The sequence below is a fragment of the Streptomyces sp. H27-D2 genome, assembly GCF_035828615.1.
GTDB lineage: Bacteria > Actinomycetota > Actinomycetes > Streptomycetales > Streptomycetaceae > Streptomyces.
This window is the reverse complement of the sequence record NZ_JAYMZR010000076.1, coordinates 4,239-28,610: the sequence shown is the minus strand read 5'-3', so window position 1 is coordinate 28,610 and position 24,372 is coordinate 4,239. Positions and strand designations below refer to the sequence as shown.

General features: G+C 70.0%; 21 protein-coding genes and 1 riboswitch. Of the genes, 9 read left to right on the top strand and 12 right to left on the bottom strand.

Annotated features, from left to right (window positions below; genetic code table 11):
• The first annotated feature begins 109 nt into the window (after positions 1-109).
• Positions 110-997, top strand: a complete 888-nt coding sequence (locus QMK28_RS25230) for an RNA polymerase sigma factor SigF (RefSeq protein ID WP_326441887.1) — start codon at positions 110-112, stop codon at positions 995-997.
• Positions 998-1,113: 116 nt separating this feature from the next.
• Here QMK28_RS25230 and QMK28_RS25225 read toward each other — a convergent pair whose 3' ends face one another.
• Positions 1,114-1,584, bottom strand: coding sequence for a hypothetical protein (locus tag QMK28_RS25225; protein ID WP_443050815.1), 471 nt, complete (start codon positions 1,582-1,584; stop codon positions 1,114-1,116).
• Positions 1,585-1,686: 102 nt separating this feature from the next.
• On the opposite strand from QMK28_RS25225, the gene QMK28_RS25220 reads away from it, so the two are divergent.
• Complete coding sequence (locus tag QMK28_RS25220) at positions 1,687-2,655, top strand: diacylglycerol/lipid kinase family protein (RefSeq protein WP_326441871.1); 969 nt, start codon at positions 1,687-1,689, stop codon at positions 2,653-2,655.
• Between the two features lie 319 nt (positions 2,656-2,974).
• Positions 2,975-3,232, top strand: a complete 258-nt coding sequence (locus QMK28_RS25215) for a WhiB family transcriptional regulator (protein ID WP_003953983.1) — start codon at positions 2,975-2,977, stop codon at positions 3,230-3,232.
• Between the two features lie 167 nt (positions 3,233-3,399).
• Here the strand turns inward: QMK28_RS25215 and QMK28_RS25210 are convergent, their stop codons facing one another.
• The 6 genes from QMK28_RS25210 to QMK28_RS25185 all read right to left on the bottom strand — a co-directional run bounded on the left by QMK28_RS25210 (position 3,400) and on the right by QMK28_RS25185 (position 11,307).
• The gene (locus QMK28_RS25210; RefSeq protein WP_326441868.1) at positions 3,400-4,869 is read right to left on the bottom strand and encodes a sensor histidine kinase; all 1,470 of its coding nucleotides are present in this window, start codon (positions 4,867-4,869) and stop codon (positions 3,400-3,402) included.
• 421 nt (positions 4,870-5,290) lie between these two features.
• On the bottom strand, positions 5,291-6,361 hold the full coding sequence (locus tag QMK28_RS25205; protein ID WP_326441866.1) for an SIS domain-containing protein: 1,071 nt from the start codon (positions 6,359-6,361) through the stop codon (positions 5,291-5,293).
• Positions 6,362-6,424: 63 nt separating this feature from the next.
• Positions 6,425-7,990 (bottom strand): glycoside hydrolase family 3 protein, encoded by a 1,566-nt coding sequence (locus QMK28_RS25200; protein ID WP_326441864.1) that lies wholly within the window; start codon positions 7,988-7,990, stop codon positions 6,425-6,427.
• Positions 7,991-7,998: 8 nt separating this feature from the next.
• Positions 7,999-8,829, bottom strand: a complete 831-nt coding sequence (locus tag QMK28_RS25195; RefSeq protein ID WP_326441862.1) for a carbohydrate ABC transporter permease — start codon at positions 8,827-8,829, stop codon at positions 7,999-8,001.
• Complete coding sequence (locus QMK28_RS25190; RefSeq protein ID WP_326441860.1) at positions 8,826-9,845, bottom strand: carbohydrate ABC transporter permease; 1,020 nt, start codon at positions 9,843-9,845, stop codon at positions 8,826-8,828. The genes QMK28_RS25195 and QMK28_RS25190 overlap by 4 nt, the downstream gene beginning before the upstream one ends.
• Before the next feature lie 187 nt (positions 9,846-10,032).
• On the bottom strand, positions 10,033-11,307 hold the full coding sequence (locus QMK28_RS25185; protein WP_326441858.1) for an extracellular solute-binding protein: 1,275 nt from the start codon (positions 11,305-11,307) through the stop codon (positions 10,033-10,035).
• Between the two features lie 230 nt (positions 11,308-11,537).
• On the opposite strand from QMK28_RS25185, the gene QMK28_RS25180 reads away from it, so the two are divergent.
• The 3 genes from QMK28_RS25180 (at position 11,538) to QMK28_RS25170 (ending at position 15,102) form a co-directional block, all read left to right on the top strand.
• The gene (locus QMK28_RS25180) at positions 11,538-12,302 is read left to right on the top strand and encodes a GntR family transcriptional regulator (protein ID WP_326441885.1); all 765 of its coding nucleotides are present in this window, start codon (positions 11,538-11,540) and stop codon (positions 12,300-12,302) included.
• A 362-nt stretch (positions 12,303-12,664) separates the two neighbouring features.
• Positions 12,665-14,842, top strand: coding sequence for a carbon starvation CstA family protein (locus QMK28_RS25175; protein ID WP_326441856.1), 2,178 nt, complete (start codon positions 12,665-12,667; stop codon positions 14,840-14,842).
• A 71-nt stretch (positions 14,843-14,913) separates the two neighbouring features.
• Entirely contained in the window at positions 14,914-15,102 is a 189-nt protein-coding gene (locus QMK28_RS25170) for a YbdD/YjiX family protein (RefSeq protein ID WP_326441884.1), read from the top strand.
• A gap of 141 nt (positions 15,103-15,243) precedes the next feature.
• On the opposite strand, the gene QMK28_RS25165 is transcribed toward QMK28_RS25170, so the two are convergent.
• The 5 genes from QMK28_RS25165 to QMK28_RS25145 all read right to left on the bottom strand — a co-directional run bounded on the left by QMK28_RS25165 (position 15,244) and on the right by QMK28_RS25145 (position 19,982).
• The gene (locus QMK28_RS25165; RefSeq protein WP_326441854.1) at positions 15,244-16,212 is read right to left on the bottom strand and encodes a hypothetical protein; all 969 of its coding nucleotides are present in this window, start codon (positions 16,210-16,212) and stop codon (positions 15,244-15,246) included.
• On the bottom strand, positions 16,196-16,744 hold the full coding sequence (locus QMK28_RS25160; RefSeq protein ID WP_326441852.1) for a hypothetical protein: 549 nt from the start codon (positions 16,742-16,744) through the stop codon (positions 16,196-16,198). Before QMK28_RS25160 ends, QMK28_RS25165 begins: the two co-directional genes overlap by 17 nt.
• Complete coding sequence (locus QMK28_RS25155; protein WP_326441850.1) at positions 16,741-17,598, bottom strand: carbohydrate kinase family protein; 858 nt, start codon at positions 17,596-17,598, stop codon at positions 16,741-16,743. Before QMK28_RS25155 ends, QMK28_RS25160 begins: the two co-directional genes overlap by 4 nt.
• A 14-nt stretch (positions 17,599-17,612) precedes the next feature.
• On the bottom strand, positions 17,613-18,878 hold the full coding sequence (locus tag QMK28_RS25150) for a DUF4145 domain-containing protein (protein WP_326441848.1): 1,266 nt from the start codon (positions 18,876-18,878) through the stop codon (positions 17,613-17,615).
• An 81-nt stretch (positions 18,879-18,959) separates the two neighbouring features.
• Positions 18,960-19,982, bottom strand: coding sequence for a helix-turn-helix domain-containing protein (locus QMK28_RS25145; RefSeq protein WP_326441846.1), 1,023 nt, complete (start codon positions 19,980-19,982; stop codon positions 18,960-18,962).
• Positions 19,983-20,097: 115 nt separating this feature from the next.
• On the opposite strand from QMK28_RS25145, the gene QMK28_RS25140 reads away from it, so the two are divergent.
• From QMK28_RS25140 to QMK28_RS25130, 3 genes are all read left to right on the top strand, one after another.
• Positions 20,098-20,349 carry a hypothetical protein gene (locus QMK28_RS25140; protein WP_326441844.1) on the top strand — a complete coding sequence of 84 codons (252 nt, stop codon included), beginning with the start codon at positions 20,098-20,100 and terminating at the stop codon, positions 20,347-20,349.
• Positions 20,350-20,506: 157 nt separating this feature from the next.
• A riboswitch (cobalamin riboswitch) is annotated at positions 20,507-20,630 on the top strand.
• Positions 20,631-20,788: 158 nt separating this feature from the next.
• Positions 20,789-23,218 (top strand): ribonucleoside-diphosphate reductase subunit alpha, encoded by a 2,430-nt coding sequence (locus QMK28_RS25135; protein ID WP_326441842.1) that lies wholly within the window; start codon positions 20,789-20,791, stop codon positions 23,216-23,218.
• A 113-nt stretch (positions 23,219-23,331) separates the two neighbouring features.
• Entirely contained in the window at positions 23,332-24,288 is a 957-nt protein-coding gene (locus tag QMK28_RS25130) for a ribonucleotide-diphosphate reductase subunit beta (RefSeq protein WP_326441883.1), read from the top strand.
• Positions 24,289-24,372: the final 84 nt, after the last annotated feature.

Genomic DNA, 24,372 nt, shown 5'->3' with positions numbered 1-24,372 from the left:
GGGCTCCGTGAGTACTGCATCATCCCGGGGGCCGGGCCATGAGCGGCCGACGCCGCGGGCCCCCGACACTCCGAACAATCCGGAGCGCAGCGCACCGGCGGTCCCTGCGGTGGCCGTCCCGGAGCAGCAAGCCCGGGAGCACCCGGTGAACGGATTGGACCAAGACGGCCGATTGGACGCGGCAGCGGAGCAGGCGGAGCGGGCGGACCCTATGGATCAGCAGCGGCAACACCAGCACGACCCGCGAGACCGAAGCGGTGCGCGGGCGATGTTCGTCGAGCTCCGCAAGCTCCCCGAGGGCTCGGACGAGCGCGCGGAGATGCGTAACCACCTCGTGCGGATGCATCTGCCGCTCGTGGAGCATCTGGCGCGGCGGTTCCGCAATCGCGGGGAGCCGCTGGACGACCTGACCCAGGTCGCCACCATCGGGCTGATCAAGTCGGTGGACCGGTTCGACCCGGAGCGGGGGGTGGAGTTCTCCACCTACGCGACGCCGACGGTGGTCGGCGAGATCAAGCGGCACTTCCGCGACAAGGGCTGGGCGGTGCGGGTACCGCGCAGACTCCAGGAGCTGCGGCTTTCGCTGACCACGGCGACCGCCGAGCTCTCCCAGCAGCACGGCCGCTCGCCCACCGTTCATGAGCTGGCCGAACGGCTGGGCATCTCCGAGGAGGAGGTGTTGGAGGGCCTGGAGTCCGCCAACGCCTACAGCACTCTCTCGCTGGACGTCCCGGACACCGACGACGAGTCGCCGGCCGTCTCGGACACCCTCGGCTCGGAGGACGAGGCGCTGGAGGGCGTCGAATACCGCGAGTCGCTCAAGCCGCTGCTGGAGGATCTGCCGCCGCGCGAGAAGAAAATCCTGCTGCTGCGTTTCTTCGGCAACATGACGCAGTCGCAGATCGCGCAGGAGGTCGGCATCTCCCAGATGCACGTCTCCCGGCTGCTGGCCCGCACGCTGGCTCAGCTGCGCGCGAAGCTGCTGGTCGAGGAGTAGCGGCAGGGCCGGCGCGGGGCGGCGACAGCAGGACGCGTACGAGATATGGGGCGGGCCGCTTTCCAGGGCCCGCCCCATATCTCGTACGCGTTGTGCGCGTTTCTGGTCCGGACCGGCTAAGCCCGGCCCTCCGGGCCGATGCCCAGCGCCTCGGTGGCGGTCGGGTTCACCAGCAGCGCCAGCACGCCGAGGGCCGCTACGCCGAGGGCCACGCCGCAGGCGATCAGCGCCCCGCCGCTCTGCACCAGCGTCCACGCCACCGGCAGCGCCATGATCTGCGTGATGATCGCGGGGCCCCGGCTCCAGCTCCGCCGCAGCCGCAGCCCGCGCGCGGCGACCAGCGGCAGTACGGCCAGCGCGAGGAGCGTCAGGCCGCCCGTCTCCGCCATCCGCGGACTGTCGGGGTCGCCGACCAGCCCCATGGCGAGCATGTACGCCCCGAAGGCGGCCAGCACCACGCCTTCCAGCGCGGCCAGCGCCGCCGCGGCGGTCAGCCGGGCGGGCCGGGGGCCAGGGGGCTCGGAGCCCTGGGCTGTATTTCCGGGGGTTTCGGAGGGTTCGGGGGGCGAGGTCTGCTTGCTGCTCACCCCAGCAGGGTAGCCCGCGGGGGCCGCACTCCGGCGGGCGACCGAGCACGGCGAAGGAGTGGGGGGTGGGCTCCGTACCGGCAGGTAGGTAGTCTGCTGCTCATGCGTGCACTCCTTGTGGTCAATCCGGCGGCAACCACCACCAGTGCCCGCACACGTGACGTCTTGACGCACGCGCTCGCGAGCGACCTGAAACTGGAAGTCGCGACGACCGAGTACCGGGGGCACGCCCGCGACCTGGCGCGCCGGGCCGCCGAGGGCGGTGAGATCGAGCTGGTCGTCGCGCTCGGCGGCGACGGGACGGTCAACGAGGTCGTCAACGGCCTGCTGCACCACGGCCCCGCGCCCGACGCGCTCCCCCGGCTGGCGGTCGTTCCCGGCGGCTCGACGAATGTATTCGCGCGTGCGCTCGGACTGCCCAATGACGCGGTCGAGGCGACCGGCGCGCTACTGGACGCTTTGCGCGACGAAAGCGAACGAACGGTCGGTCTGGGACTGGCGGCCGGCACTCCGGGCACGGTGGACGAGGCGGTTCCGGCCCGTTGGTTCACTTTTTGCGCGGGCTACGGATTCGACGCGGGAGTGGTCGGCCGGGTCGAACAACAGCGGGAGCGGGGGAAACGCTCCACCCATGCTTTGTACGTCCGGCAGGTGCTGCGGCAGTTCCTCGGCGAGGCCAATCGCCGGCACGGAACGATCACCCTGGACCGGCCCGGCGAGGACCCGGTGCGCGACCTCGTGCTCTCCATAGTCTGCAACACCTCCCCCTGGACCTACCTGGGCAATCGCCCGATATACGCGTCTCCGAAGGCGTCCTTCGACACCGCCCTGGACGTGCTCGGCCTGTCCCGGCTCTCCACCGCGGCGGTCGCCCGCTACGCGACGCAATTGCTCACTTCGTCACCGGAACGCGGGCCGCACGGCAAACACGCTCCGTCACTGCACGATCTCACCGACTTCACCTTGCATTCCCAGGTTCCGCTGCCCTTTCAGATGGACGGCGACCACCTTGGACTGCGATCCAGCGTGACGTTCACAGGCGTACGCCGTGCACTGCGTGTGATTGTGTGAGTGGAAGGGCCAAAAGTCCTTTCACTCGAACGTTTAGGCTGGCATCCACCCCTTGGAAGTACGGCTGTGACACAGGCGACACCAAGGAATCAAAAAAAACTTTCCGGAAGGGGTTGTATCCCCCGCCGAGGTTTGCGAGTCTCTACATGGCGATCGGGACGGCCTGCAAATGGCCCCCTTGAGAGCCCGAACCCCCTCCCTTGAAACCACTGGACCACACCAGGCATCTCTGGCTGTCGGCCCTTCCCCTGTGGGGGGATTCGTGAAAGCGTTCACATTCACAAGCAACCTTCCCGTCATACGAGGAGATGGAGCAGCCATGGACTGGCGTCACAACGCCGTTTGCCGCGAAGAAGACCCGGAACTCTTCTTCCCCATCGGCAACACCGGTCCCGCGCTGCTGCAAATCGAGGAAGCAAAGGCCGTCTGCCGCCGCTGCCCCGTCATGGAGCAGTGTTTGCAGTGGGCGTTGGAGTCCGGTCAGGACTCCGGTGTCTGGGGTGGCCTCAGCGAGGACGAGCGCCGCGCGATGAAGCGCCGCGCCGCCCGCAACCGGGCGCGTAACGCAAGCGCCTGACACCCCCGAAGTGCTTCGGGCGGCGCGTACGACGTGTACGCACCTCCCGCCCTTGAACCGCAGCGCGCAGTACCCCCGATGCGCAACAAGCTGTGAGCCCCGGCCGTATCCATACGGTCGGGGTTCAGTGCTTTTCCGCGCCGGCGCTGTCCGCGGGGATCAGCCGGTCAGTGCTTCTCCGCGCCCAGCGGCATGTCGAGGACGACCTGGGTGCCGCGCTCCGGCGCGGGCAGCATGTCGAAGGTGCCGCCCAACTCCCCCTCCACCAGGGTCCGTACGATCTGCAGGCCCAGATTCCCCGAGCGCTGCGCGTCGAAGCCCTCGGGCAGTCCGCGTCCGTCGTCCTGCACGGTGACCGTCAACCGGCCCTCGGTCGGAGTGCCGCCGCGTACCGGCCGGACCTCGACGGCGCCGGTGTCGCCCGGCCCGAATCCGTGTTCCAGCGCGTTCTGCAGCACTTCGGTGAGCACCATGGCCAACGGCGTGGCCACCTCGGCGTCGAGAACGCCGAACCGGCCGGTGCGGCGGCCGGCGACCCGGCCCGGGGAGATCTCGGCGACCATGGTGAGCACCCGGTCGGCGATCTCGTCGAAGTCGACCCGCTCGTCGAGGTTCTGGGAGAGCGTCTCGTGCACGATGGCGATCGAGCCGACCCGGCGCACCGCCTCTTCGAGCGCCTCGCGGCCCCGGTCGGAGTCCATCCGCCGGGCTTGCAGGCGCAAAAGGGCGGCTACGGTCTGCAAGTTGTTCTTCACCCGGTGATGGATCTCCCGGATGGTGGCGTCCTTGGTGATCAGTTCGCGCTCGCGACGGCGGAGTTCGGTGACGTCGCGGCACAGGACGAGTGAGCCGATACGGATGCCTTTCGGTTTGAGCGGGATCGCGCGGAGCTGGATGACGCCGTCCGTGCCCTCGATCTCGGTCTCGCGCGGCGCCCAGCCGCTGGCGAGTTTGACCAGCGCTTCGTCCACCGCTCCCCGGGACGGGGCGAGTTCGGCGGTGACCTCGCCGAGGTGGTGGCCGACGAGGTCGGCGGCGAGGCCGAGCCGGTGGTAGGCGGAGAGCGCGTTGGGGCTCGCGTACTGGACGACGCCCTCGGCGTCGAGCCGGATCAGGCCGTCGCCCGCGCGCGGCGAGGCGTCCATGTCGACCTGCTGGCCGGGGAACGGGAACGATCCGGCGGCGATCATCTGGGCGAGGTCGCTGGCGCTCTGCAGATACGTGAGCTCCAGCCGGCTCGGCGTCCGCACGGTCAGCAGATTGGTGTTGCGGGCGATGACCCCGAGCACCCGGCCCTCGCGGCGCACCGGGATGGACTCGACCCTGACCGGCACCTCCTCGCGCCACTCGGGGTCGCCCTCGCGCACGATCCGTCCCTCGTCGAGGGCGGCGTCGAGCATCGGCCGGCGGCCACGCGGCACCAGGTGGCCGACCATGTCGTCCTGATAGGACGTGGGGCCGGTGTTGGGGCGCATCTGGGCCACCGACACATAGCGGGTGCCGTCGAGGGTGGGGACCCACAGCACCAGGTCGGCGAAGGACAGATCGGAGAGCAGTTGCCACTCCGAGACCAGCAGATGCAGCCATTCAAGGTCGGAATCGCCGAGCGCGGTGTGCTGGCGTACGAGGTCGTTCATGGAGGGCACGCTGTGAGCCTACCCGCGCGGGGCGGAGCCGCAGATTCTGCCGTCCACGCATAGACAGGGATGAATGGTCTAGTCCACAATGGTCCGACTACCCCATGAACAAGTAAAGCTTCCGCTCTCCCCGCACAGGAGAGTGGAACGAGGCTCGCGGCGCTCTCTGCCCTGACTGCGCGGCGGCCTCTCGATCGGCCGGCCCCGGTCGCGCGGCACCGCATACCGCGCGACGCGAACCGGTCGACGGCGACTCCGGGCTGCGGCGCCGGACAGGCTGAGGGTCCTGTCCCGGTGCCGCGGCCCGCGGGTGTTCGCCTTGAGCGCGGCTGAACCTTGAACACAGCTGAACACGGCGTCACGCCGTACAGAAGAGGCCCCGGTCCACTCGGACCGGGGCCTTACGCGTGTTCCCGTCAGGTCAGTGCGTCTCGGTGACCTTGGCCAGCGCGCGCGGGGCGTCGGGGTCCTGGCCGCGGGCGATGGTGACCTCGTACGCGAGCATCTGGAGCGGCAGGATCTCCAGGATGGGCTGCACCTCTTCGGCGACGCCCTCGGTGGGCAGCGCGAAGCCGGCGGAGGCCTTGTCGACCTCGGCCTGGCTGCCGATCACCACGAGGTCCGCGCCACGGCCGCGCAGCCGCTCCAGTACGGGCTGCAGGGCCTGGCCGCCCTTGCCGTCGGTGACGATCGCGATGACCGGGGAGATCGCGTCGATCATGGCGAGCGGGCCGTGCAGCAGGTCGGCGCCGGAGTAGGACAGGGCCGGGATGTAGCTGGTCTCCATCAGCTTCAGCGCGGCTTCCTTCGCGGTCGGGTAGCCGTAGCCGCGGGAGGTGATGACCATGCGCTCGGCGAAGCGGTAGCGGCCGGCCAGCGTCTTGATCTCCGGCTGCCGGGCGAGCAGCTGCTCGGCCAGCTCGGGCAGCGCTTTGGCGGCGGAGCCGTCGTTGCCGGCCATGCCCTCGACGAAGAGGTAGAGGGCGAGCAGCGAGGCGGTGTACGTCTTGGTGGCGGGCAGCGCCTTCTCCGGGCCGGCCAGGATGTCGATGTGGTACTCGGAGACGGCGGCCAGCGGGGAGTCGGGGTTGTTGGTGACCGAGAGGGTGATCGCGCCGGCCTCGCGGGCGGCCTTGGTGGAGGCGACCAGGTCGGGGGAGCCGCCGGACTGGCTGACGGTGATGACCAGCACGTCGGTCAGGTCGGGCTTCGCGCCGTAGGCCGTCGTGGTGGACATGGAGGTCAGCCCGCAGGGCAGGCCCAGCCGCACTTCGAGCAGGTACTTGGCGTACAGCGCGGCGTTGTCGGAGGTGCCGCGCGCGGTCAGCAGCACGAAGCGCGGGCGCTTGGCCGCGATCTGCTCGGCGACCTCACGGATCTTCGGCGCGCCGACTTCCAGGATGCGGCGCAGGACCGCGGGCTGCTCGGCCAACTCGCCGGACATGATCCGGCCCGGCTGCTCGGTCTGCTGGGTCGGAGTCGTGGCGGACATGCTGGGTGCCTCCAGTTGGCTGTGCTGTCGTTCTCGGCGAACGGTGGATGCGGACCACGGCCGTCAGCCCCCGGCCCCCTTGCCGGTGATGACCTCCGCGGCGGCCAGCCCGCAGACACGGGCGGCGCCATGAGTCGCGATGTGCAGCGCTCCGGCGGGCGGCGCCTGGGGCACCCCCATCTCGACCACGACCGTGTCCGGCCGGGCGGCGAGCAGGGCTTCCAGTGCGTCGGCCATCCAGGGATGCCGGTGGACGTCGCGTACCACTGCCACGATCCTACGGTCCGCCGCCGCTCCGAGCACATTTGCGGTCAAGGCAGACGGGCCGTCCCCGGCGCTCGCGCCGCCGCCGTAACTGCCGGTCCCGGTGCCCGGGAGCAGCCGCGTCAGCTCGGCGGCGACGCCCCAGGGGGTCTCGTCGCCGACGGCGATGTTCGCGACCGGGGTGAAGGCGGCGACGTACGGCGGCGCGCTCATCGGTTCGTACGGGGCCGGCTCGCGGCCGGCGGCGGTGGCCGGGACGGTGACCCGCAGCGCGCGGCGGGCCGCGCGCAGGCCGACCTCGGCGTCGGGCGCGCTCGCCGCCGCCGCGCCCGCGGCCTGCGATCGCGCCCACCCCGCGAGGGCGCGAACGCGGGCGGCGGCGTCGGCCAGCCGCTCCGGTGACAGCTCGCCGTCGCGCACGGCCCGTACCAGCGCGTCGCGCAGCCGCAGCACGGTGTCCTCGTCGGCCAGTCCGCCGCCGACGCAGATGGCGTCGATGCCCGCGGCGAGCGCCATCACGCTGCCGCGTTCGATGCCGTACGTCGCGGCGATGGCCCGCATCTCCATGCCGTCGGTGATGATCAGCCCGTCGAAGCCCAGCCCGCCCTCGGCGGCCGGCTTGCGCAGCAGGCCGTGCAGGGCGGCCGGGCTGAGGGTCGCGGGCAGCGCCGGGTCGAGTGCGGGCAGCAGGATGTGCGCGCTCATCACGGCCTTGGTGCCGGACGCGATGGCGGCCCGGAAGGGCACCAGCTCGCGGGCGTACAGCGTCTCCAGGTCGGCGTCGATCCGCGGCAGCGCGTGGTGCGAGTCGACGGCGGTGTCGCCGTGGCCGGGGAAGTGCTTGGTGGAGGCGGCGACCCCGGCGGCCTGGAGGCCCTCGACGTAGGCGGCGGTGTGCCGGGCGACGAGCTGCGGGTCGGCGCCGAAGGACCGTACGCCGATGACCGGGTTGCCCGGGTTGGAGTTGACGTCGGCGGACGGCGCCCAGTTGAGGTTGACGCCGCAGGCGGCGAGCCGGCGGCCCAGTTCACGGGCGACGGCGCGGGTCAGCTCGGGGTCGTCCACCGCGCCCAGCGCGTGGTTGCCGGGGAAGGAGGAGCCGGTGCGGACCTCCAGGCGGGTGACGTCGCCGCCCTCCTCGTCGATGGCGACGAGCACGTCGTCGCGCTCGGCGCGCAGTTGGGCGGTGAGCGCCGCGAGCTGCTCGGGGGAGCTGATGTTGCGGCCGAACAGGCCGACCGAGGCGAGGCCCTCGCCGAGCCGGCGCAGCAGCCAGTCGGGGGCGGTGGTGCCGGTGAAACCTGGCTGCAGTACGGCAAGGGCGTCACGGGTGAGGGTGTCTGTGCTGTGCGCGAGGGTCGTCATGAGGGTCGTTATCCCTTCACTGCGCCGGCGGTGAGACCGCCGACCGCCTTGCGTTGCAGGAACAGGAACAGGATCAGGATCGGGATGGCGAAGATCGAGGCGGCGGCCATGGTGGCGCCCCAGTCGTCCCCGAACTGGGTCTGGAACTGGGAGAGCCACAGCGGCAGCGTCTTCGCCTCCGGGTCCTTGTTCAGGATGAGGACGAGCGGGAACTCGTTCCAGGCGGTGATGAAGCCGAAGAGCGAGGTGGCCATCAGGCCGGGGGCCAGCAGCGGGAAGATGACCTTGATGAAGGCCTGCGTCCTGGTGCAGCCGTCGACCATCGCGGACTCCTCCAGCTCCTTGGGCACGGCTGCGACGAAGCCGCGCAGCGTCAGGACGGTGAAGGGCAGCACCATCACCATGTAGAAGAGGGTCAGCGGCAGCAGGCTGTTCAGCATGTCGGCGTCGCGCACGATCAGGTAGATCGCGATGACCATGACCTCCCACGGCGCCATCTGCGCGACCATGAGCGCCAGCACGAAGGACTTGCGGCCCTTGAACCGCATCCGGGCCAGTGCGAAGGACGCGAACAGCGCGATCACCAGGGACAGCAGCACCGCGCCGACGGTGACGGTGACCGAGTTGCGCACCAGCGCCCAGAAGTGCTCGGCGTGCACCGCCCGGTCGAAGTGCTGGAGCGTGGCGTCGACCGGGAACCAGACGGGCTCGTCGGTGATGATGTCCGAGGTCGGCTTGAAGGCCGTGCTGAACATCCAGTAGACCGGGAAGACGAAGCAGGCGAACAGCACGATCGCTGTCGCGTTGGGCCAGATGCGGCCGAGCGTCGAGCGCCTCACAGCTCGTCCTCCTCTTGCTTCATGACGATGCGGAAGTAATACGACATCAGGGCCAGCAGAACCAGGATGGTGAGCACCGAGATGGCCGCTCCCATGCCGAAGTGCTGGTTGCCCATGCCCTCGACGAAGGCGTAGACGGGCAGCGTCTCGGTGAGCCGGTCGGGGCCGCCCTCGTTGATCGCGAAGAGCTGCGCGAAGGACTTGAAGACCCAGATGACCTCCAGGAAGGTCGTGGCCAGCAGGAAGGGCTTCAGGAAGGGGAAGGTCACCATCGTGAAGAGCTTCCGGCTGCCGGCGCCGTCCATCTCGGCCGCTTCGTAGAGCTCCCTGGGGATCGTGGTCGTCGCCGCGTAGAGGTTGAACGCCACGAACGGGACGGACTGCCAGACGATCAGGACGGTGACGACGAAGAAGGTGGAGAACTGGTCGCCGGTCCAGTTGTACTCGGCCATCGAGTGCCAGCCGAGCTGGTCCAGCAGATAATTGACGACGCCGAAGCGGGCCGCGAAGAGCCACTGGAAGACGGTGGTGGCGGCGATCACGGGCATCGCCCAGGTGAGGATGAGGCTGACCGAGAGCAGCAGCCGCATCTTGCTGCCGAGGCGGGCCAGCAGCAGTCCGATGGCGGTCCCGATGAGCATGATCAGCACGACGTTGGCGAGTGTGAAGACCACCGAGCGGCCGGTGACCTTCCAGAACTCCGGGCTGGTCAGGCTCTCTTTGTAGTTGTCGATCCCGTTCCACTCGGTGAGGTGCAGGATCAACTGCCGCGCGTTCATGTTCTGGAACGAGAGCAGCCCGTTCTGGAGCAGCGACCAGCCGAGGAACACCACGGTGACGGCGATCGCGGGCAGCAGCAGGAGGTACGGCGCCTTGTCGGGCAGCCGCTTTGCGCGTCCGCCGGGCGTCGCGGCCCGTCCGGGGCTTTTTCCGGACCGGCCGCTCGGTGGCGAGCCACCGTCCTCGGGTACCCCGGCGCCGGGGTCGGACCTGACCCTTCCGGTCTCAACGGACATGCTGCATCTCCCCTGTGAGACGGCGGCTGCCGCGCCGTGCCCCCGAGCCTGGTCGTGCGAGTGCGTGTACGAGCATGTGCGTGGCTCCGTACGGGCCGGTCGGTCCGGCCCGTACGGAGCCCGCTGGTGCCGCGACCGGCGATGTCTGCCCCGACGGGGCGAAGCTTGCCGGGAGGGGCACTAGGTTCTACTGCTTCTGCGAGAGGCGCTTGTTCATCTCGGCCTCGACCTGCTGGGCGGCGGCTGCCGGGGACTTTCCGTTCAGCACCGCGGTCATGTAGCTCTTGACCGGGTTCGGCGGGTTCTCGACCGCGGCCCACTCCGGGATCAGCGGGGTGGTGCCACCGCCGGCGACGGCCGGGGATGCGGCCTCGGCGGCCGGGTTGCCCTTCAGTTCGGTCATCAGCGACTCCTTGTTGGGAGTGTTGCCGACCTCCTCGGCCATCGCGCCCTCGTGCTTGTCGGACAGCGCGATCTTCATGAACTCGGCGGCGAGCTCCTGCTTCTCGCTGCCCGCGGCGACCGCGAGGTTGGAGCCGCCGAGGAAGACGCCCTCGGGCTTGTCCGCGGTCTCGCCGGGGATGGTGAAGTAGCCGATGTCCTTCTCGATCTTCGGGTTGGCCTTGATGGCGGTGCCCGCCTCGTAGCCCATGCCGATGATCGCGCCGGTCTTGCCCTTGGCGAAGACCTCGGCCTGCTGCGGGGTTGCCTCGTCCTTGTCCTTCGGGGCCTCGCTGAAGGACTGGTACTTCTTGTAGACGTCCATGGCCGCGCCGACCTTGGGGTCAGCGAGGTTGGAGACGTACTTGCCGCCGTCCTTCTTGACCAGCTGCGCGTTCTGGCCGATGGTCAGGCCGTCGAAGAAGTACCAGTTCTGGCCGGGCAGGTAGAGCGGCTCGGCCTCGGTCTTCGAGTTGATCTTCTCAAGGTCCTTGAAGAACTCGGCGCGGGTCTTCGGGGTGCCCTTGATCCCGGCGTCGGCCCAGATCTTCTTGTTGTACATGACGACGCGGTTGAGGACGTACCACGGGGCGGCGTACTGCTTGCCGTCGTACACCGCGGCCTTGTTCATCGACTCGGTCCAGTCCGCGCCGATCCCCTTCTTGAGGTCGGCCAGGTCCGCGAGCCCCCCGGTCGCGGCGTAGGCCGGGGTCTGCGTGTTGCCGATCTCGACGACGTCCGGCGGGTTGGTCTCGGAGAGGGCGGTGGTCAGCTTCTGCTGGATCCCGTTCCACTCCTGGATCTCGACCTTGAGCTTCGCGCCGGTCTTCTTCTCGAAGTCCGCCTTGACGCCCTTCGTCCACTTCGGCGCGTTCGAGCCGCTCATGAACCAGACCGTCAGAGTGTCGCCCTTGAAGCTGTCCGCCCCGGACTTCTTGTCGTCGCTGTCGCTGGACCCACAGCCCGCGACACCCACCAGCATTGCCGCGACACTTGTCGCCGCTATGAGCCCACGCTTCACAGCACACTCCTCAAAGGACTGGATGTGGTCTTTAATGGTTTAGACCAGTTCCCGCAGCTTGGCCTAGACCTTTTTGCGTGTCAAGGGTGTATAAGAAGGGCTGTCGAGTCCGTTATCGGACCGACATCAAGACGACAACGCCGCCCAGCGGCCGGACCGTGCCACGATGTGAGCCGCTACGTACGGAGGAGCCGGTGACGGCAGCAGGACAGGAGTCGGGAAGGCGGACCATGGGGACCGACGGGGGTACCACCGAGAGCGCCGCCGGCGCCGTGACGCGGACCGCGCGTGTCCCCAAGTACTACCGGCTCAAACGGCACTTGCTGGACATGACCGAAACGCTGCCGCCCGGCACCCCGGTGCCGCCGGAGCGCACACTCGCATCCGAGTTCGACACCTCACGGACCACCGTGCGGCAGGCACTCCAGGAACTCGTCGTCGAAGGACGGCTCGAACGCATCCAGGGCAAGGGCACCTTCGTCGCCAAGCCCAAGGTCACCCAAGCGCTGCAACTCACCTCGTACACCGAGGACATGCGCGCCCAGGGCCTCGAACCCACCTCCCAGCTGCTCGACATCGGCTACATCACGGCCGACGACCGGCTCGCCGAGCTGCTCAACATCACCACCGGCGGACGGGTGCTGCGCGTCGAACGGCTGCGGCTCGCCAACTCCGAGCCGATGGCGATCGAGACCACCCACCTGTCGGCCAAGCGCTTCCCCGCGCTGCGCCGCAGTCTGGTCAAGTACACCTCGCTCTACACCGCGCTGGCCGAGGTCTACGACATCCGGCTCGCGGAGGCCGAGGAGACCATCGAGACCTCGCTGGCCACCCCGCGCGAGGCCGGGCTGCTGGGCACCGACGTCGGGCTGCCGATGCTGCTGCTCTCGCGGCATTCGGTGGACGCGGCCGGCGAGCCGGTGGAGTGGGTGCGGTCGGTCTACCGGGGCGACCGCTACAAGTTCGCCACCAGGCTGCGGCGGCCCACGGACTGACCGACGGCGGACGGTCCGCGGCGGCCCGCCGACTCACCGGCACGGATTGACCGACACGGGTTGACCGACGTGGGTCGGCCGACACGGGTTGACCGACACGTGTCGGACAACCGGCCGTTCGGCCCGTTCCGTCGCGACGCGCCGTCCGTCGCGAACCCGGTGAAACCCTGCCTGACCTGGCACTTGGCCAACCGTGTCCGTACCGGTATGCGGACGACTAGTGACGGGTGACTCCGTGCTGCCTTAGATTTCCTGCGCGTTACGAAGGAGATCTTCCCAGGAACGGAGCCGTCGCCATGGCAGAGCCCGCACCACCGCCAGCAACCACGAGCGCCCCGAAAACGGGCCTCATGCCGCCCGGTATGACTCCAAAGGCGATCGTCCTCTGGACGGTCGTCGCACTGATCGGCGCCGCCGGCTGGGGCGTCCTCGCGCTGTCGCGCGGCGAGGACGTCTCGGCCGCCTGGATGGTCGCCGCCGCACTCGGTTCGTACGCCATCGCGTACCGCTTCTACTCCCGGTTCATCGTCACCCGGGTCCTCAAGCTCGACAAGAACCGCGCCACACCGGCCGAGCGGCTCAACAACGGTGTGGACTACCACCCCACCGACCGCCGGGTGCTGCTCGGTCACCACTTCGCCGCCATAGCCGGCGCGGGTCCGCTCGTCGGCCCGGTGCTGGCCGCGCAGATGGGCTATCTGCCCGGCACCATCTGGATCGTGGTCGGCGTGATCTTCGCCGGCGCGGTGCAGGACATGGTGACGCTGTTCTTCTCGATGCGCCGCGACGGCAAGTCGCTCGGCCAGATGGCCCGCGAGGAGATCGGCCCGGTGGGCGGCGCGGCCGCGCTGGTCGCCGTCTTCGTCATCATGATCATCCTGCTGGCGGTGCTGGCGCTCGTCGTGGTCAACGCGCTGGCCGGATCGCCGTGGGGCACCTTCTCCATCGCGATGACCATCCCGATCGCCTTCCTGATGGGCTTCTACCTGCGGGTGTTCCGGCCGGGCCGGATCACCGAGGTCTCGGTCATCGGCGTCGCGCTTCTGCTGCTCGCGATCGTCTCCGGCAACTGGGTCGCCGAGTCGTCCTGGGCGGACACCTTCACGCTGGAGCCCGCGACGCTGGTGATCTGGCTGGTCGTCTACGGCTTCGTCGCGTCCGTGCTGCCGGTCTGGATGCTGCTCGCGCCGCGCGACTACCTCTCGACCTTCATGAAGATCGGCACCATCTCGCTGATGGCGCTGGGCGTGCTGATCGCGCTGCCGAACATGAAGATGGACGCGGTCACCGACTTCGCCACCAGCGGCACAGGCCCGGTCTTCGCCGGCTCGCTCTTCCCCTTCGTCTTCATCACCATCGCGTGCGGCGCGCTCTCCGGCTTCCACGCACTGGTCTCCTCGGGTACCACCCCGAAGATGATCCAGAAGGAGACGCAGGTCCGGATGATCGGCTACGGCGCGATGCTGATGGAGTCCTTCGTCGCCATCATGGCGCTGGTCGCGGCCTCCATCATCGACCCCGGCCTCTACTTCGCGATGAACGCGCCCGCGGGCGTCATCGGCGACACCGTGCAGTCCGCCTCCCAGGCGGTGGCGGGCCTCGGCTACAGCATCAGCCCCGACCAACTGGCCGCCGCGGCCAAGTCGGTCGAGGAATCGACACTGCTGTCCCGTACGGGCGGCGCGCCCACCCTGGCCGTCGGGATGTCCGAGATCTTCTCCCAGGTCATCGGCGGCAACGGGATGAAGGCGTTCTGGTACCACTTCGCCATCATGTTCGAAGCCCTGTTCATCCTCACCACCGTGGACGCGGGCACCCGGGTCGGCCGCTTCATGCTCCAGGACATGCTCGGCAACGTCTACAAGCCCTTCCGCGATGTCAGCTGGAAGCCCGGCGTGTGGATCGCGAGCGCGGCCGTCGTCGGCGCCTGGGGCTACTTCCTGTGGGTCGGCGTGCACGACCCGCTGGGCGGCATCAACCAGCTCTTCCCGCTGTTCGGCATCGCCAACCAGCTCCTGGCCGCCGTCGCGCTGGCCGTCTGCACCACGCTGCTGATCAAATCCGGCCGCCTCAAGTGGGCCTGGGTGACCGGCGTCCCGCTGCTCTGGGACGTCGCGGTGACCCTCACCGCGAGCTGGCAGAAGATCTTCTCGGGCGACCCGCGGGTGGGCTTCTTCACCCAGCGCTCCGTCTACCAGGACGGCATCGACGCCGGAAAGGTGCTGCCGCCCGCCAAGAACATGGACGACATGCAGACCGTGGTCACCAACTCCACGGTGGACGGCGTGCTCTCCATCCTCTTCGCGGTCCTCGTCCTGCTCGTCCTCGCGGACGCCACACGCGTCTGCGTGAAGTCGATCCGCGACCCGCGCTCCACCCCGCTCCAGGAGACGCCGCGCGTCGAGTCGTCGTACGTCGCCCCGGCCGGGCTCATCCCGACCCCGGAGGAGAAGGCCGAACTGGTCGCGGCGGGCGTCGGCACCGACGGCGGCCTCCGGAAGGATGACGTGAGCGCCTCGGCACCGGGCGGCTCGGCGTGAGGGCGGGGGCGGCGGGTTCTGCGGGAGCTGGACCCAGCACCGCCGGTTCCCCCCGACCCCTCGGCGCGACCCTGCGCCGGGCCGCCGCCCGCTTCCGCTGGTTCTGGCGGGAGGCCTCCGGCGAGGCGACCTACGACCGCTACCTCGCCCACACCCGCGGCCACGACCCGGCCGCCGAGGTACTCAGCCGCCGCGCCTTCGAACGCCAACGCACGGACGCCCAGGAGGCCGACCCCCGCGAGGGCTTCCGCTGCTGCTGATACGGCGACGGAAGCCGACTGCCGGCCGCTTTGCCGCGGCGGGCCGCAGGCGACCCCGCTGAGGCACTCCTCGTGAACGCCTGACGACCCGGTGCTCCTTCCCCGGATACGGGAGCGCACCGGGTCGTCGGCGTACGGGCGTCAGCGCGGGCCTCTGCGCCACAGCGCCCGCAGCATCTGCCGGGCCGGGCGCACGGCCGTCATCAGTACGACGGCCCCTGCCACCGCCGCGAGCGTCGACATCAGGAAGAGACGGGGGTGCGGCTCCGCCCACAGCGCCCCGGCCGCGAAGGCGACGCCGACCGGCAGACCGAGGACGGTCAACAGGCCCAGCGCCGCGTTCACGCTCCGGCTCGTCAGGGCTTCGACCAGCCGTCCGGCGTCGGCCAGTTCGTTGACGATGTTCTCCAGCAGCTCCGGCAGCGCGTGCTGCGCCTGGAACTGCCGTAACACCTCGTTGCCCTTGCCGCGCACCGTGATGTGGCTGAACCACAAGCGACGCCTGACGTGCATCAGGTGGTACTCCAGCTCGGCCAGCACATCCGAGTCGAGCTGCGCCGCCTCCGTGCCCGCCACATTGTTCGCCACCCCGTTGAGCGCGTGGAACTGCATGCATCCGACGAGCAGCGCGTCCAGGTAGATGCTGTGCACATGAGCTTCGGCCACCGCGTGGAAGCAGTCGCCGCCCGGATCGGGGGACATGCCCACGAAGGCCGTGCCGTCCCGCAGGACGAGTGCCTTCCAGTCCGCGGAGAAACGCACCGTACCGGAGTGGGTGCCGGGATCGTCGGGGTCCGGCGCGAACCTCGCCTCCGAGCAGCCGGAGGCGAGGAGCCAGAGCCACTGCTCCACGGCCGTCCAGCCGTCGTACGGCGCGGACATGACCGCTCGCGGCCCGTCCGCGAACGTCACATGGGCCAGGGTCCGCGACTTCGCCGCCCCGAGGAGCAGGCTCACTCCGTCCGGCAGCAGCGATTCCAGGACCGTGCGCCCCTCGCCGCCTCCGGGTCCGGTCGCGAGCCGGCAGAGTCCCTCCAGCGCCGCGACCGGGTCACTGCCCAGATCCACATGCAGGACGGCCAGACCGGAACCGTCACCCGCCAGCGGCATCCGCAGCACCTCGACGCCCTGGACCCGCGCCCCGGCGAGAGAACGCGACCTGTTCGTCAGCGCGTCCGAGTGTGATGTGCGGCGCGTACGCGTCACCCGTGTACCGGTAGCCGTACCGGGCGTAACTGGCGCGCTCGCTCTCGGTGAACCGGGAGGTGTCCTTCGAGGTGTCGAAGGCGTCGCGGTCGAGGTGCGGCGCGAGAGCCGCGAGGACCGCGCTCTGCAGCGTGTCCAACAGGGGCGTCCGCTCCAGCGCGAGGAACACCCAGCCCGTGGGCTGGTAGACGACGCCGGTGGAGGCCAGCCGGATCTCCTTGGGCAGACTCACCGAGCCGACGATGCCCGCCAGTTCCCGCTCCGGCGCCAAGCTGTCGACGAACGGCCCTTGGAAGACGGTGGCGTGCGGGAGGTTCCCGTCCATCGCCAGCGGGGGTTGCAACTCGTGCTCGCCCGCCAGCTCCTGCTGCACCCGGATCGCGGACCGCATCTGGTCCGCGCACGGGAGGAGTGCCACGCCAAGCCATTTGGTCACGGATGTGCCCCTATCTTCGTGATCACATGCAACGCCGCGTCGAGGCCCCTGCGCAGGCAGGTCCCCGGCGGGTCTCCACTCAACCACCCGGCGATGACGCCCGCGTTGAAGGCGTCGCCGCCACCGGTGCGGTCCACAGGCTCCACACGCACGGTGGGTTCCTGGAACAGCTCCCCGTGCGGCGAGGCCCATACGGCGCCGCGCGAGCCCATCGTCAGGATCACATCGCCCGAGATCAACTCCGCGCGCCGCCGCGCCGAGGCCGCCGGGTCCTCCAGCACCGCATCCGGCAGCCGCGCCGCCTCGTCCGCGTTCATGAAGCTCAGCGACGCGCCCCGGGCGAGCCGGCTCATGTCCCGGCCGTTCCATTCGACGGAGACCGAACGGCCCGCCCGATGGGCGAGATCCACCAGACGGGTGAGCGCGGGGGTGGGCTCGCCGACGACGTGGACATGGTCCACGTCCCGCACGTCCCGCTCGGCGACCGCGCCGACCGCCTGCTCCCGGTCCGCTCCCGCGAAGGTCATCATCCGCTTGCAGTCGCCGGAGGAGAGCACGATCGCCATACTCGTCCGGGCGGACGCGTCCACTCGTGCCAGCGAAGTGTCCACACCACCGGCTCGCAGATCGTCGAGGCACAACCTGCCCAGCGCGTCGTCGCCCACCGCGGAGACCAGCCGCACCTCACAGCCCTGACGCGCCAGCCCGAGGGCGGTGTTCGCCGCCGACCCACCGGGCAGCGCCGCGTACTCGCCGCCGCGGAGCTTCTCGTGCTCCTCCGGCAGCCTCTCCGACTGGACGATGATGTCGAAGTTCGTCCCGCCCGCGACGAGCACCCGCTTGCGGGCCGTCACGGATCCCCCAGCCGTCACGGATCCCCCAGCCGATAGCTCTCAAACAGGACATGGCGCACCAGCCGCTCCCGGCTGGACGCGCTGCTCGTCGGCGGGAAAGCGGCGTGCGTGACGAGATCCCGGACCAGGCCTTCGTACCGGTCCTCGTCCGATCCCACATCGTGGAAGGAACGCATCAGCTCCCGGTGCAGCTCCCCCGGACGCACTCCCAGTTCGTCGAGCCACTCGCGGTTGGCGACGAGCACATTGGCGGCCGCCGCGCGTAATCGCGCCTGCGCGCTCTGCGGCAGCATGTCCGAGTCGAGCAGCTCGAAGTAGGCGTCGTCGTCGCGCGCGTGCATCCGCAGGTTCTGTCCGCCGACGGCCAGGACGTCCTGGTTCAGATGGAAGAGCTCCAGCCCGAGATGGTGCGGGACATCGAGAATCCGCACCCCCATCCCGCGCAGGCCCGCCTCGTCCGTGGAGAACGCCGCCAGGATGTTGTCGAACATGTCGCTGTGCCTGGGCACGGCGATCTGCGCCCCCGCCGGGTTCGCCAGGAATTCCGGCCCCGTCACACCGCCCCAGCGCCCGCCGCGGCCGGCCAGGAGGTAGAAATTGCGGCCGCCCATCGAGTATCCGACCCTGCCGACGGTCACCACCCGGGAGTGGAGTTCCTCCTCCGTCTCCAGCAGCCGGAGCAGCCGCTGCTCGTTGTAGATCGCGGCATCGAGCAGCCGTCCCGACACATCCCTGACCAGACTGTCCGACCAGGGCAGTTGGACGTACGCGAGCCGGTGGTTGTGCTGGGCCAGCAACTGCTCGAAGCCGCAGCCGAGCAGCACGGCCTTCACCACGATCAGTGTCGAATCGGCGAGCCGGGTGGTGCCCGTCGCGCGCTGAGCACTGGCGGGTCCCTCCCGGGCCTCGTTCTCCGCGAGTGACGTGCTCGCCTGCCCGTACCAGACCACCAGCTGGGTCAGCGCGTTGAGACACGGGCGCACGTCCTCGGCGGATATCTCCTCGCCCGAGCCCTTCTGGGCGTGGCTGCCGTAGTTTCCGTAGTTCTGAATAGTCCGGACGGCCAGGACGACCTTCGGCGGGACCAGTCCCTTGGCCGCCAGCACCGTCAGGAGGGACTCCAGGGTCGGTTTGGAACCGACGGCTTCCTGCAAGGCGACATCCAAGAGGATCGACTCCGCCGCTCTTCTCGCTGTGCCGAGGAACACCTCGGGATCCGTCTGGGCGTATCGCAGTGCCTTCCGGTAGAGCCTGAGCGACTCACCCTCGTTGACCGTCACGTCTCGATACCTCTTCGGCGGTTTCTACGGGACGCTACCAAGCTCTCGGCTCCGGCAAGCGGCCTTTGCGATCTACCGCGTTCACGCCTCCGAGCGCGCTTCGTCGCGCCCCCGCCCCGAAACCACCGTCCCCGCCCCCTCCGGCGCCCCCGCCGGGTCGCGAAAAGTGCGCCGGTAGGCCTGCGGGGTCGTCCCCACCCAGCGGGCGAAGTGGTGCCGCAGGGTCGCGGCGTTGCCGAAGCCGGCGCGGGCGGCCACCGCGTCGACTGTTTCGTCCGTCCCCTCCAGCAACTCGCGGGCCAGCAGGACCCGCTGGCCGAGGAGCCAGCGGTACGGGGTGGTGCCGGTCTCCTGCTGGAAGCGGCGGGCGAAGGTGCGGGGGGACATGTGGGCGCGGGCGGCCAGGTCGTCGACGGTTATCTCGCGGTCGAGGTGGCGTTCCATCCAGCCCAGCACCGATCCGACCGTGTCGCAGCGGCCTTGGGGCAGCGGGCGGTCGATGTACTGGGCCTGGCCGCCCTCGCGGTGCGGGGGGACGACCATGCGGCGGGCTATCGCGTTGGCGACGGCGCTGCCCTGTTCCCGGCGTACGAGGTGCAGGCAGGCGTCGATTCCGGCCGAGGTGCCGGCCGAGGTGATCACCGGGCCGTCCTCGACGTAGAGCACGTCCGGCTGGACGCGGGCGAGCGGGAAGCGGGCCGCGAGCTCGTCGGAGTGCCGCCAGTGGGTGGTGCAGTCGCGGCCGTCCAGCAGGCCGGCCGCGCCGAGCGCGAAGGCGCCGGAGCAGACGCTGAGCACCCGGGCGCCCCGGTCGACGGCGCGGCGCAGCGCGAGGAGCAGGCCGGGCGGGTACTCACGGGCGGCGAAGTCGGCTCCCGCGGGGACGGCTACGAGGTCGGCCTCTTCGAGCCGGTCGAGGCCGTACGGGGTGTCTATGGTGAAGCTGCTGTGGATGCGGACCGGCGACTTCTCGGCGGCTGCGACCGCGAAGTCGTAGACGGGCAGACCCTGCTCGCTGCGGTCGACGCCGAACACCTCGCAGAGGACTCCGAGTTCGAAGGGCTGGACTCCGTCGATCAGTACGGCGGCCACGTTTTTCAACATGCTCCGAGCATCCCAGAGGGCGGGCGGCGGCGGGAGGGGGTGGTTGGCAGCAATTCGAGGTACTGCGTCAGTCCTGCCACTGCCGACGGACTGGAGCCGCGGCCACAGTGGAGTCATGGACACCTTCCTCGGCCTGGTCGCCGTCTTCTTCGTCTTCCTCCTGCTGGCCCTCCCCTCGCTCGTCGGACACGCCCACGACCGCCGGATCACCCGGCAGCTGCGCGCCGCCGAGCGCGCCCCGCTGGAGCCGCGCGCGCCCCGTACGGAGTCCGCCGACACGCCCGCCCGAAACTCGCGTCGGACCTCTTCCGGACCGGTCCCCCAGACCCCCCGCAAGGGCCGCGCGCAGTGGCCCAGCGCCGCCTGAACCGCGCGGGGCCGCCGCCCGGGCCAGGCCCCGCCGACACCGGCCCAAGGGCCGCCAGGCCGCTGGGGATTTAGAGCTCCCTCTAACACACAACTCCGGCATTCAGCACGCCACGACACAAGATGTGGTGGTGCTCGCGGCGGGTGCCACTAGATGTATGCTCGTGCTCGCTGTCGCCCCAGGGGAATCCGGTGTGAATCCGGAACTGTCCCGCAACGGTGCAGGTGTGCGCCGACGCGTACACCGCGAGTCCGAGGACCTGCCGACGGTGCGCCCGTGGCCGTGAGGCATTCACGGCTCGGGCGTCGAATTCGTCCGGGCCCCGCGGGTTGGGCCGGTGGACGCTGCGCGGTGTGCCCCACTCCGGTTCCGGCACGCCCGTACGCGCCCCCCGTGCTCCCTTCCCCGGCGGCCCCCGCCGAGCGAGGGAGCTCTCCACGTGACCATCGCGCCCGCCGAAGCCGCAACATCGGCCGAGCCGAAAGACGGTCCGGGGACCGCGCTGTTGCGCACCCTGACCGACCTCACCGCCGATCTTCCGGCCACCGACCCCGGTCGGGTCGCGGGCGCCGCGTTGCGTGGCCGCAACGCCGGCTCCGACGAGGCGGAGCTGCGCTCGCTGGCCACCGAGGCCGCCGCCGGGCTGATCTCGGACGACCCCTCGTACTCGCGACTCGCCGCGCGGCTGCTGACCCGCGCCGTCGCGGACGAGGCGGCCGGCCAGGGCACGCTCTCCTTCTCCTCCTCCATCGAGGTCGGCCACCGCGAGGGCCTGATCGCGGACGCCACCGCCGAGTTCGTACGGACCCACGCGGCCCGGCTGGACGCCGTCGTGGAGCGCGCGCTCGCCGATGGCGCGGACGACCGCTTCGGCTACTTCGGCCTGCGCACGCTGCACGGCCGCTACCTGCTCCGGCACCCGACGACCCGCCAGGTCATCGAGACCCCGCAGCACTTCCTGCTGCGCGTCGCCTGCGGCCTGGCCGCGGACACCTCCGTCGAGGCGCTCGACGAGGTCTGCGAGCTGTACCGGCTGACCAGCACCCTCTCGTACCTGCCCAGCTCCCCCACGCTCTTCAACTCCGGCACCCGGCACCCGCAGATGTCCTCCTGCTACCTGCTGGACTCGCCGAAGGACGAGCTGGACTCGATCTACAACCGGTACCTCCAGGTCGCGCGGCTGTCCAAGCACGCGGGCGGCATCGGCCTCTCGTACAGCCGCATCCGCTCGCGCGGCTCGCTGATCCGCGGCACCAACGGGCACTCCAACGGCATCGTGCCGTTCCTGCGCACGCTGGACGCCTCGGTCGCGGCCGTGAACCAGGGCGGCCGGCGCAAGGGCGCGGCCTGCGTCTACCTGGAGACCTGGCACGCGGACATCGAGGAGTTCCTGGAGCTGCGCGACAACACCGGCGAGGAGGCCCGCCGCACGCACAACCTGAACCTCGCGCACTGGATCCCGGACGAGTTCATGCGCCGCGTCGACGCCGACGCCGACTGGTCGCTGTTCTCCCCCGCCGAGACCCCCGAGCTGGTCGACCTGTGGGGCGACGAGTTCGACGCCGCGTACCGCAAGGCCGAGGCCGAGGGCCGCTACGTCAAGCAGATCCCGGCCCGCGCGATGTACGCCCGGATGATGCGCACCCTCGCGCAGACCGGCAACGGCTGGATGACCTTCAAGGACGCCGCCAACCGCACCGCCAACCAGACCGCGGAGCCCGGCAAGGTCGTCCACTCCTCGAACCTGTGCACCGAGATCCTGGAGGTGACGGACGACGGCGAGACCGCCGTCTGCAACCTCGGCTCGGTCAACCTCGCCGCGCACCTCGCGCCGGGCGCGCACGCCGGCGCGCTGGACGAGGCGATCGACTGGGAGCGGCTGGACGGCACCGTCCGCACCGCCGTGACCTTCCTGGACCGCGTGGTGGACGTCAACTTCTACCCGACGGACCAGGCCGCGACCTCCAACTCGCGCTGGCGCCCGGTCGGCCTGGGCCTGATGGGCCTCCAGGACGTCTTCTTCCAGCTCCGGCTGCCGTTCGACTCGGCCGAGGCGCAGCGGCTGTCCACGATGATCTCCGAGCGGATCATGCTGGCCGCGTACGAGCAGTCCTGCGCCCTCGCCGAGCGGCACGGCCCGCACCCGGCCTGGTCCTCGACCCGTGCCGCGCGCGGTGTGCTGCACCCGGACCACTACGACGTCACGCCGCGCTGGACCGACCGCTGGGCCGCGCTGCGCACCCGGATCGCCGCGACCGGCATGCGCAACTCGCTACTGCTGGCCATCGCGCCGACGGCGACCATCGCCTCGATCGCGGGCGTCTACGAGTGCATCGAGCCGCAGGTCTCCAACCTCTTCAAGCGCGAGACGCTCAGCGGTGAGTTCCTCCAGGTCAACGCGTACCTGGTGGAGGAGCTCAAGCGGCTGGGCGTGTGGGACGCGCAGACCCGCGAGGCGCTGCGCGATTCCAACGGCTCGATCGAGGGTCTCGACTGGATTCCGGCCGAGGTCCGCGACCTGTACCGGACCGCGTGGGAGATCCCGCAGCGCGCGCTGATCGACATGGCCGCGGCCCGCACCCCGTACCTGGACCAGAGCCAGTCGCTCAACCTCTTCATGGCCTCGCCGACCATCGGCAAGCTCAGCTCGATGTACGCGTACGCCTGGAAGCGCGGCCTGAAGACGACGTACTACCTGCGCTCGCGCCCGGCCACCCGGATCGCCCGCGCCGCCGGAGCCGCGGCCACCATCGCCTCGCCCGCCCCGGCCGCCGTCCCCATCCCCGTACAGCAACAGCCGAGCGACGAGGCCGCCGACGCCATCGCCTGCTCGCTGGAGAACCCCGAGTCCTGCGAGGCCTGCCAGTAATGACGACCGCTCCCGAGAAGACGACGAAGACGACCACGCCCGAGCGCGACCCCCGCGACCCGGACCGCGTGAAGAACCTGCTGGATCCGGGCTTCGAGCTGACCCTGCGTCCGATGCGCTACCCGGAGTTCTACGAGCGTTTCCACGACGCGATCAAGAACACCTGGACCGTCGAGGAGGTCGACCTCCACTCCGACGTCTCCGACCTCGCGAAGCTCACGCCCGGCGAGCAGCACATGATCGGCCGCCTCGTCGCGTTCTTCGCGACCGGCGACTCGATCGTCTCCAACAACCTCGTGCTGACGCTCTACAAGCACATCAACTCCCCCGAGGCGCGCCTCTACCTGTCGCGTCAGCTCTTCGAGGAGGCCGTGCACGTCCAGTTCTATCTGACGCTGCTCGACACCTACCTCCCCGACCCGGACGACCGCGCCGCCGCGTTCGACGCGGTCGAGACCATCCCGTCGATCCGCGAGAAGGCGCAGTTCTGCTTCCGCTGGATGGACTCGGTCGAGAAGATGGACGAGCTGGAGACCAAGGCCGACCGCCGTCGGTTCCTGCTCAACCTGATCTGCTTCGCGGCCTGCATCGAGGGCCTGTTCTTCTACGGGGCCTTCGCGTACGTCTACTGGTTCCGCTCGCGCGGCCTGCTGCACGGCCTGGCGACCGGCACCAACTGGGTCTTCCGCGACGAGACGATGCACATGAACTTCGCGTTCGAGGTCGTCGACACGGTCCGCCGCGAAGAGCCCGAGCTGTTCGACGACGCGCTCACCCAGCAGGTCACGGACATGCTCAAGGAGGCCGTCGAGGCGGAGCTCCAGTTCGGCCGCGACCTGTGCGGCGACGGTCTGCCGGGCATGAACACCGACTCGATGCGCGAATACCTCCAGTGCGTCGCCGACCAGCGCCTCCAGCGTCTGGGCTTCGCGCCGGTCTACGGCTCGGAGAACCCTTTCTCCTTCATGGAGCTGCAGAACGTCCAGGAGCTGACGAACTTCTTCGAGCGCCGCCCGTCGGCGTACCAGGTGGCGGTCGAGGGGTCGGTCTCCTTCGACGACGAGTTCTAGACGGCCCTCTCGGGGTTCACCTCGCACCGGCCGGCGCGGCCCGCCCTTCCCACCCGGAGGCGCGGGCCCCGCCCCGGCCGGGGC

What these genes read in the sequence shown, in the direction of transcription:
- QMK28_RS25215 (WP_003953983.1), top strand. Translation starts at nt 2,975, where the DNA reads ATGGACTGGCGTCACAACGCCGTTTGCCGCGAAGAAGACCCGGAACTC.
- QMK28_RS25175 (WP_326441856.1), top strand. Translation starts at nt 12,665, where the DNA reads ATGACTCCAAAGGCGATCGTCCTCTGGACGGTCGTCGCACTGATCGGC.
- QMK28_RS25145 (WP_326441846.1), bottom strand. Translation starts at nt 19,982, where the DNA reads ATGTTGAAAAACGTGGCCGCCGTACTGATCGACGGAGTCCAGCCCTTC.
- QMK28_RS25180 (WP_326441885.1), top strand. Translation starts at nt 11,538, where the DNA reads ATGGGGACCGACGGGGGTACCACCGAGAGCGCCGCCGGCGCCGTGACG.
- QMK28_RS25140 (WP_326441844.1), top strand. Translation starts at nt 20,098, where the DNA reads ATGGACACCTTCCTCGGCCTGGTCGCCGTCTTCTTCGTCTTCCTCCTG.
- QMK28_RS25220 (WP_326441871.1), top strand. Translation starts at nt 1,687, where the DNA reads ATGCGTGCACTCCTTGTGGTCAATCCGGCGGCAACCACCACCAGTGCC.
- QMK28_RS25210 (WP_326441868.1), bottom strand. Translation starts at nt 4,869, where the DNA reads ATGAACGACCTCGTACGCCAGCACACCGCGCTCGGCGATTCCGACCTT.
- QMK28_RS25165 (WP_326441854.1), bottom strand. Translation starts at nt 16,212, where the DNA reads ATGCCGCTGGCGGGTGACGGTTCCGGTCTGGCCGTCCTGCATGTGGAT.
- QMK28_RS25205 (WP_326441866.1), bottom strand. Translation starts at nt 6,361, where the DNA reads ATGTCCGCCACGACTCCGACCCAGCAGACCGAGCAGCCGGGCCGGATC.
- QMK28_RS25200 (WP_326441864.1), bottom strand. Translation starts at nt 7,990, where the DNA reads ATGACGACCCTCGCGCACAGCACAGACACCCTCACCCGTGACGCCCTT.
- QMK28_RS25130 (WP_326441883.1), top strand. Translation starts at nt 23,332, where the DNA reads ATGCGCTACCCGGAGTTCTACGAGCGTTTCCACGACGCGATCAAGAAC.
- QMK28_RS25190 (WP_326441860.1), bottom strand. Translation starts at nt 9,845, where the DNA reads ATGTCCGTTGAGACCGGAAGGGTCAGGTCCGACCCCGGCGCCGGGGTA.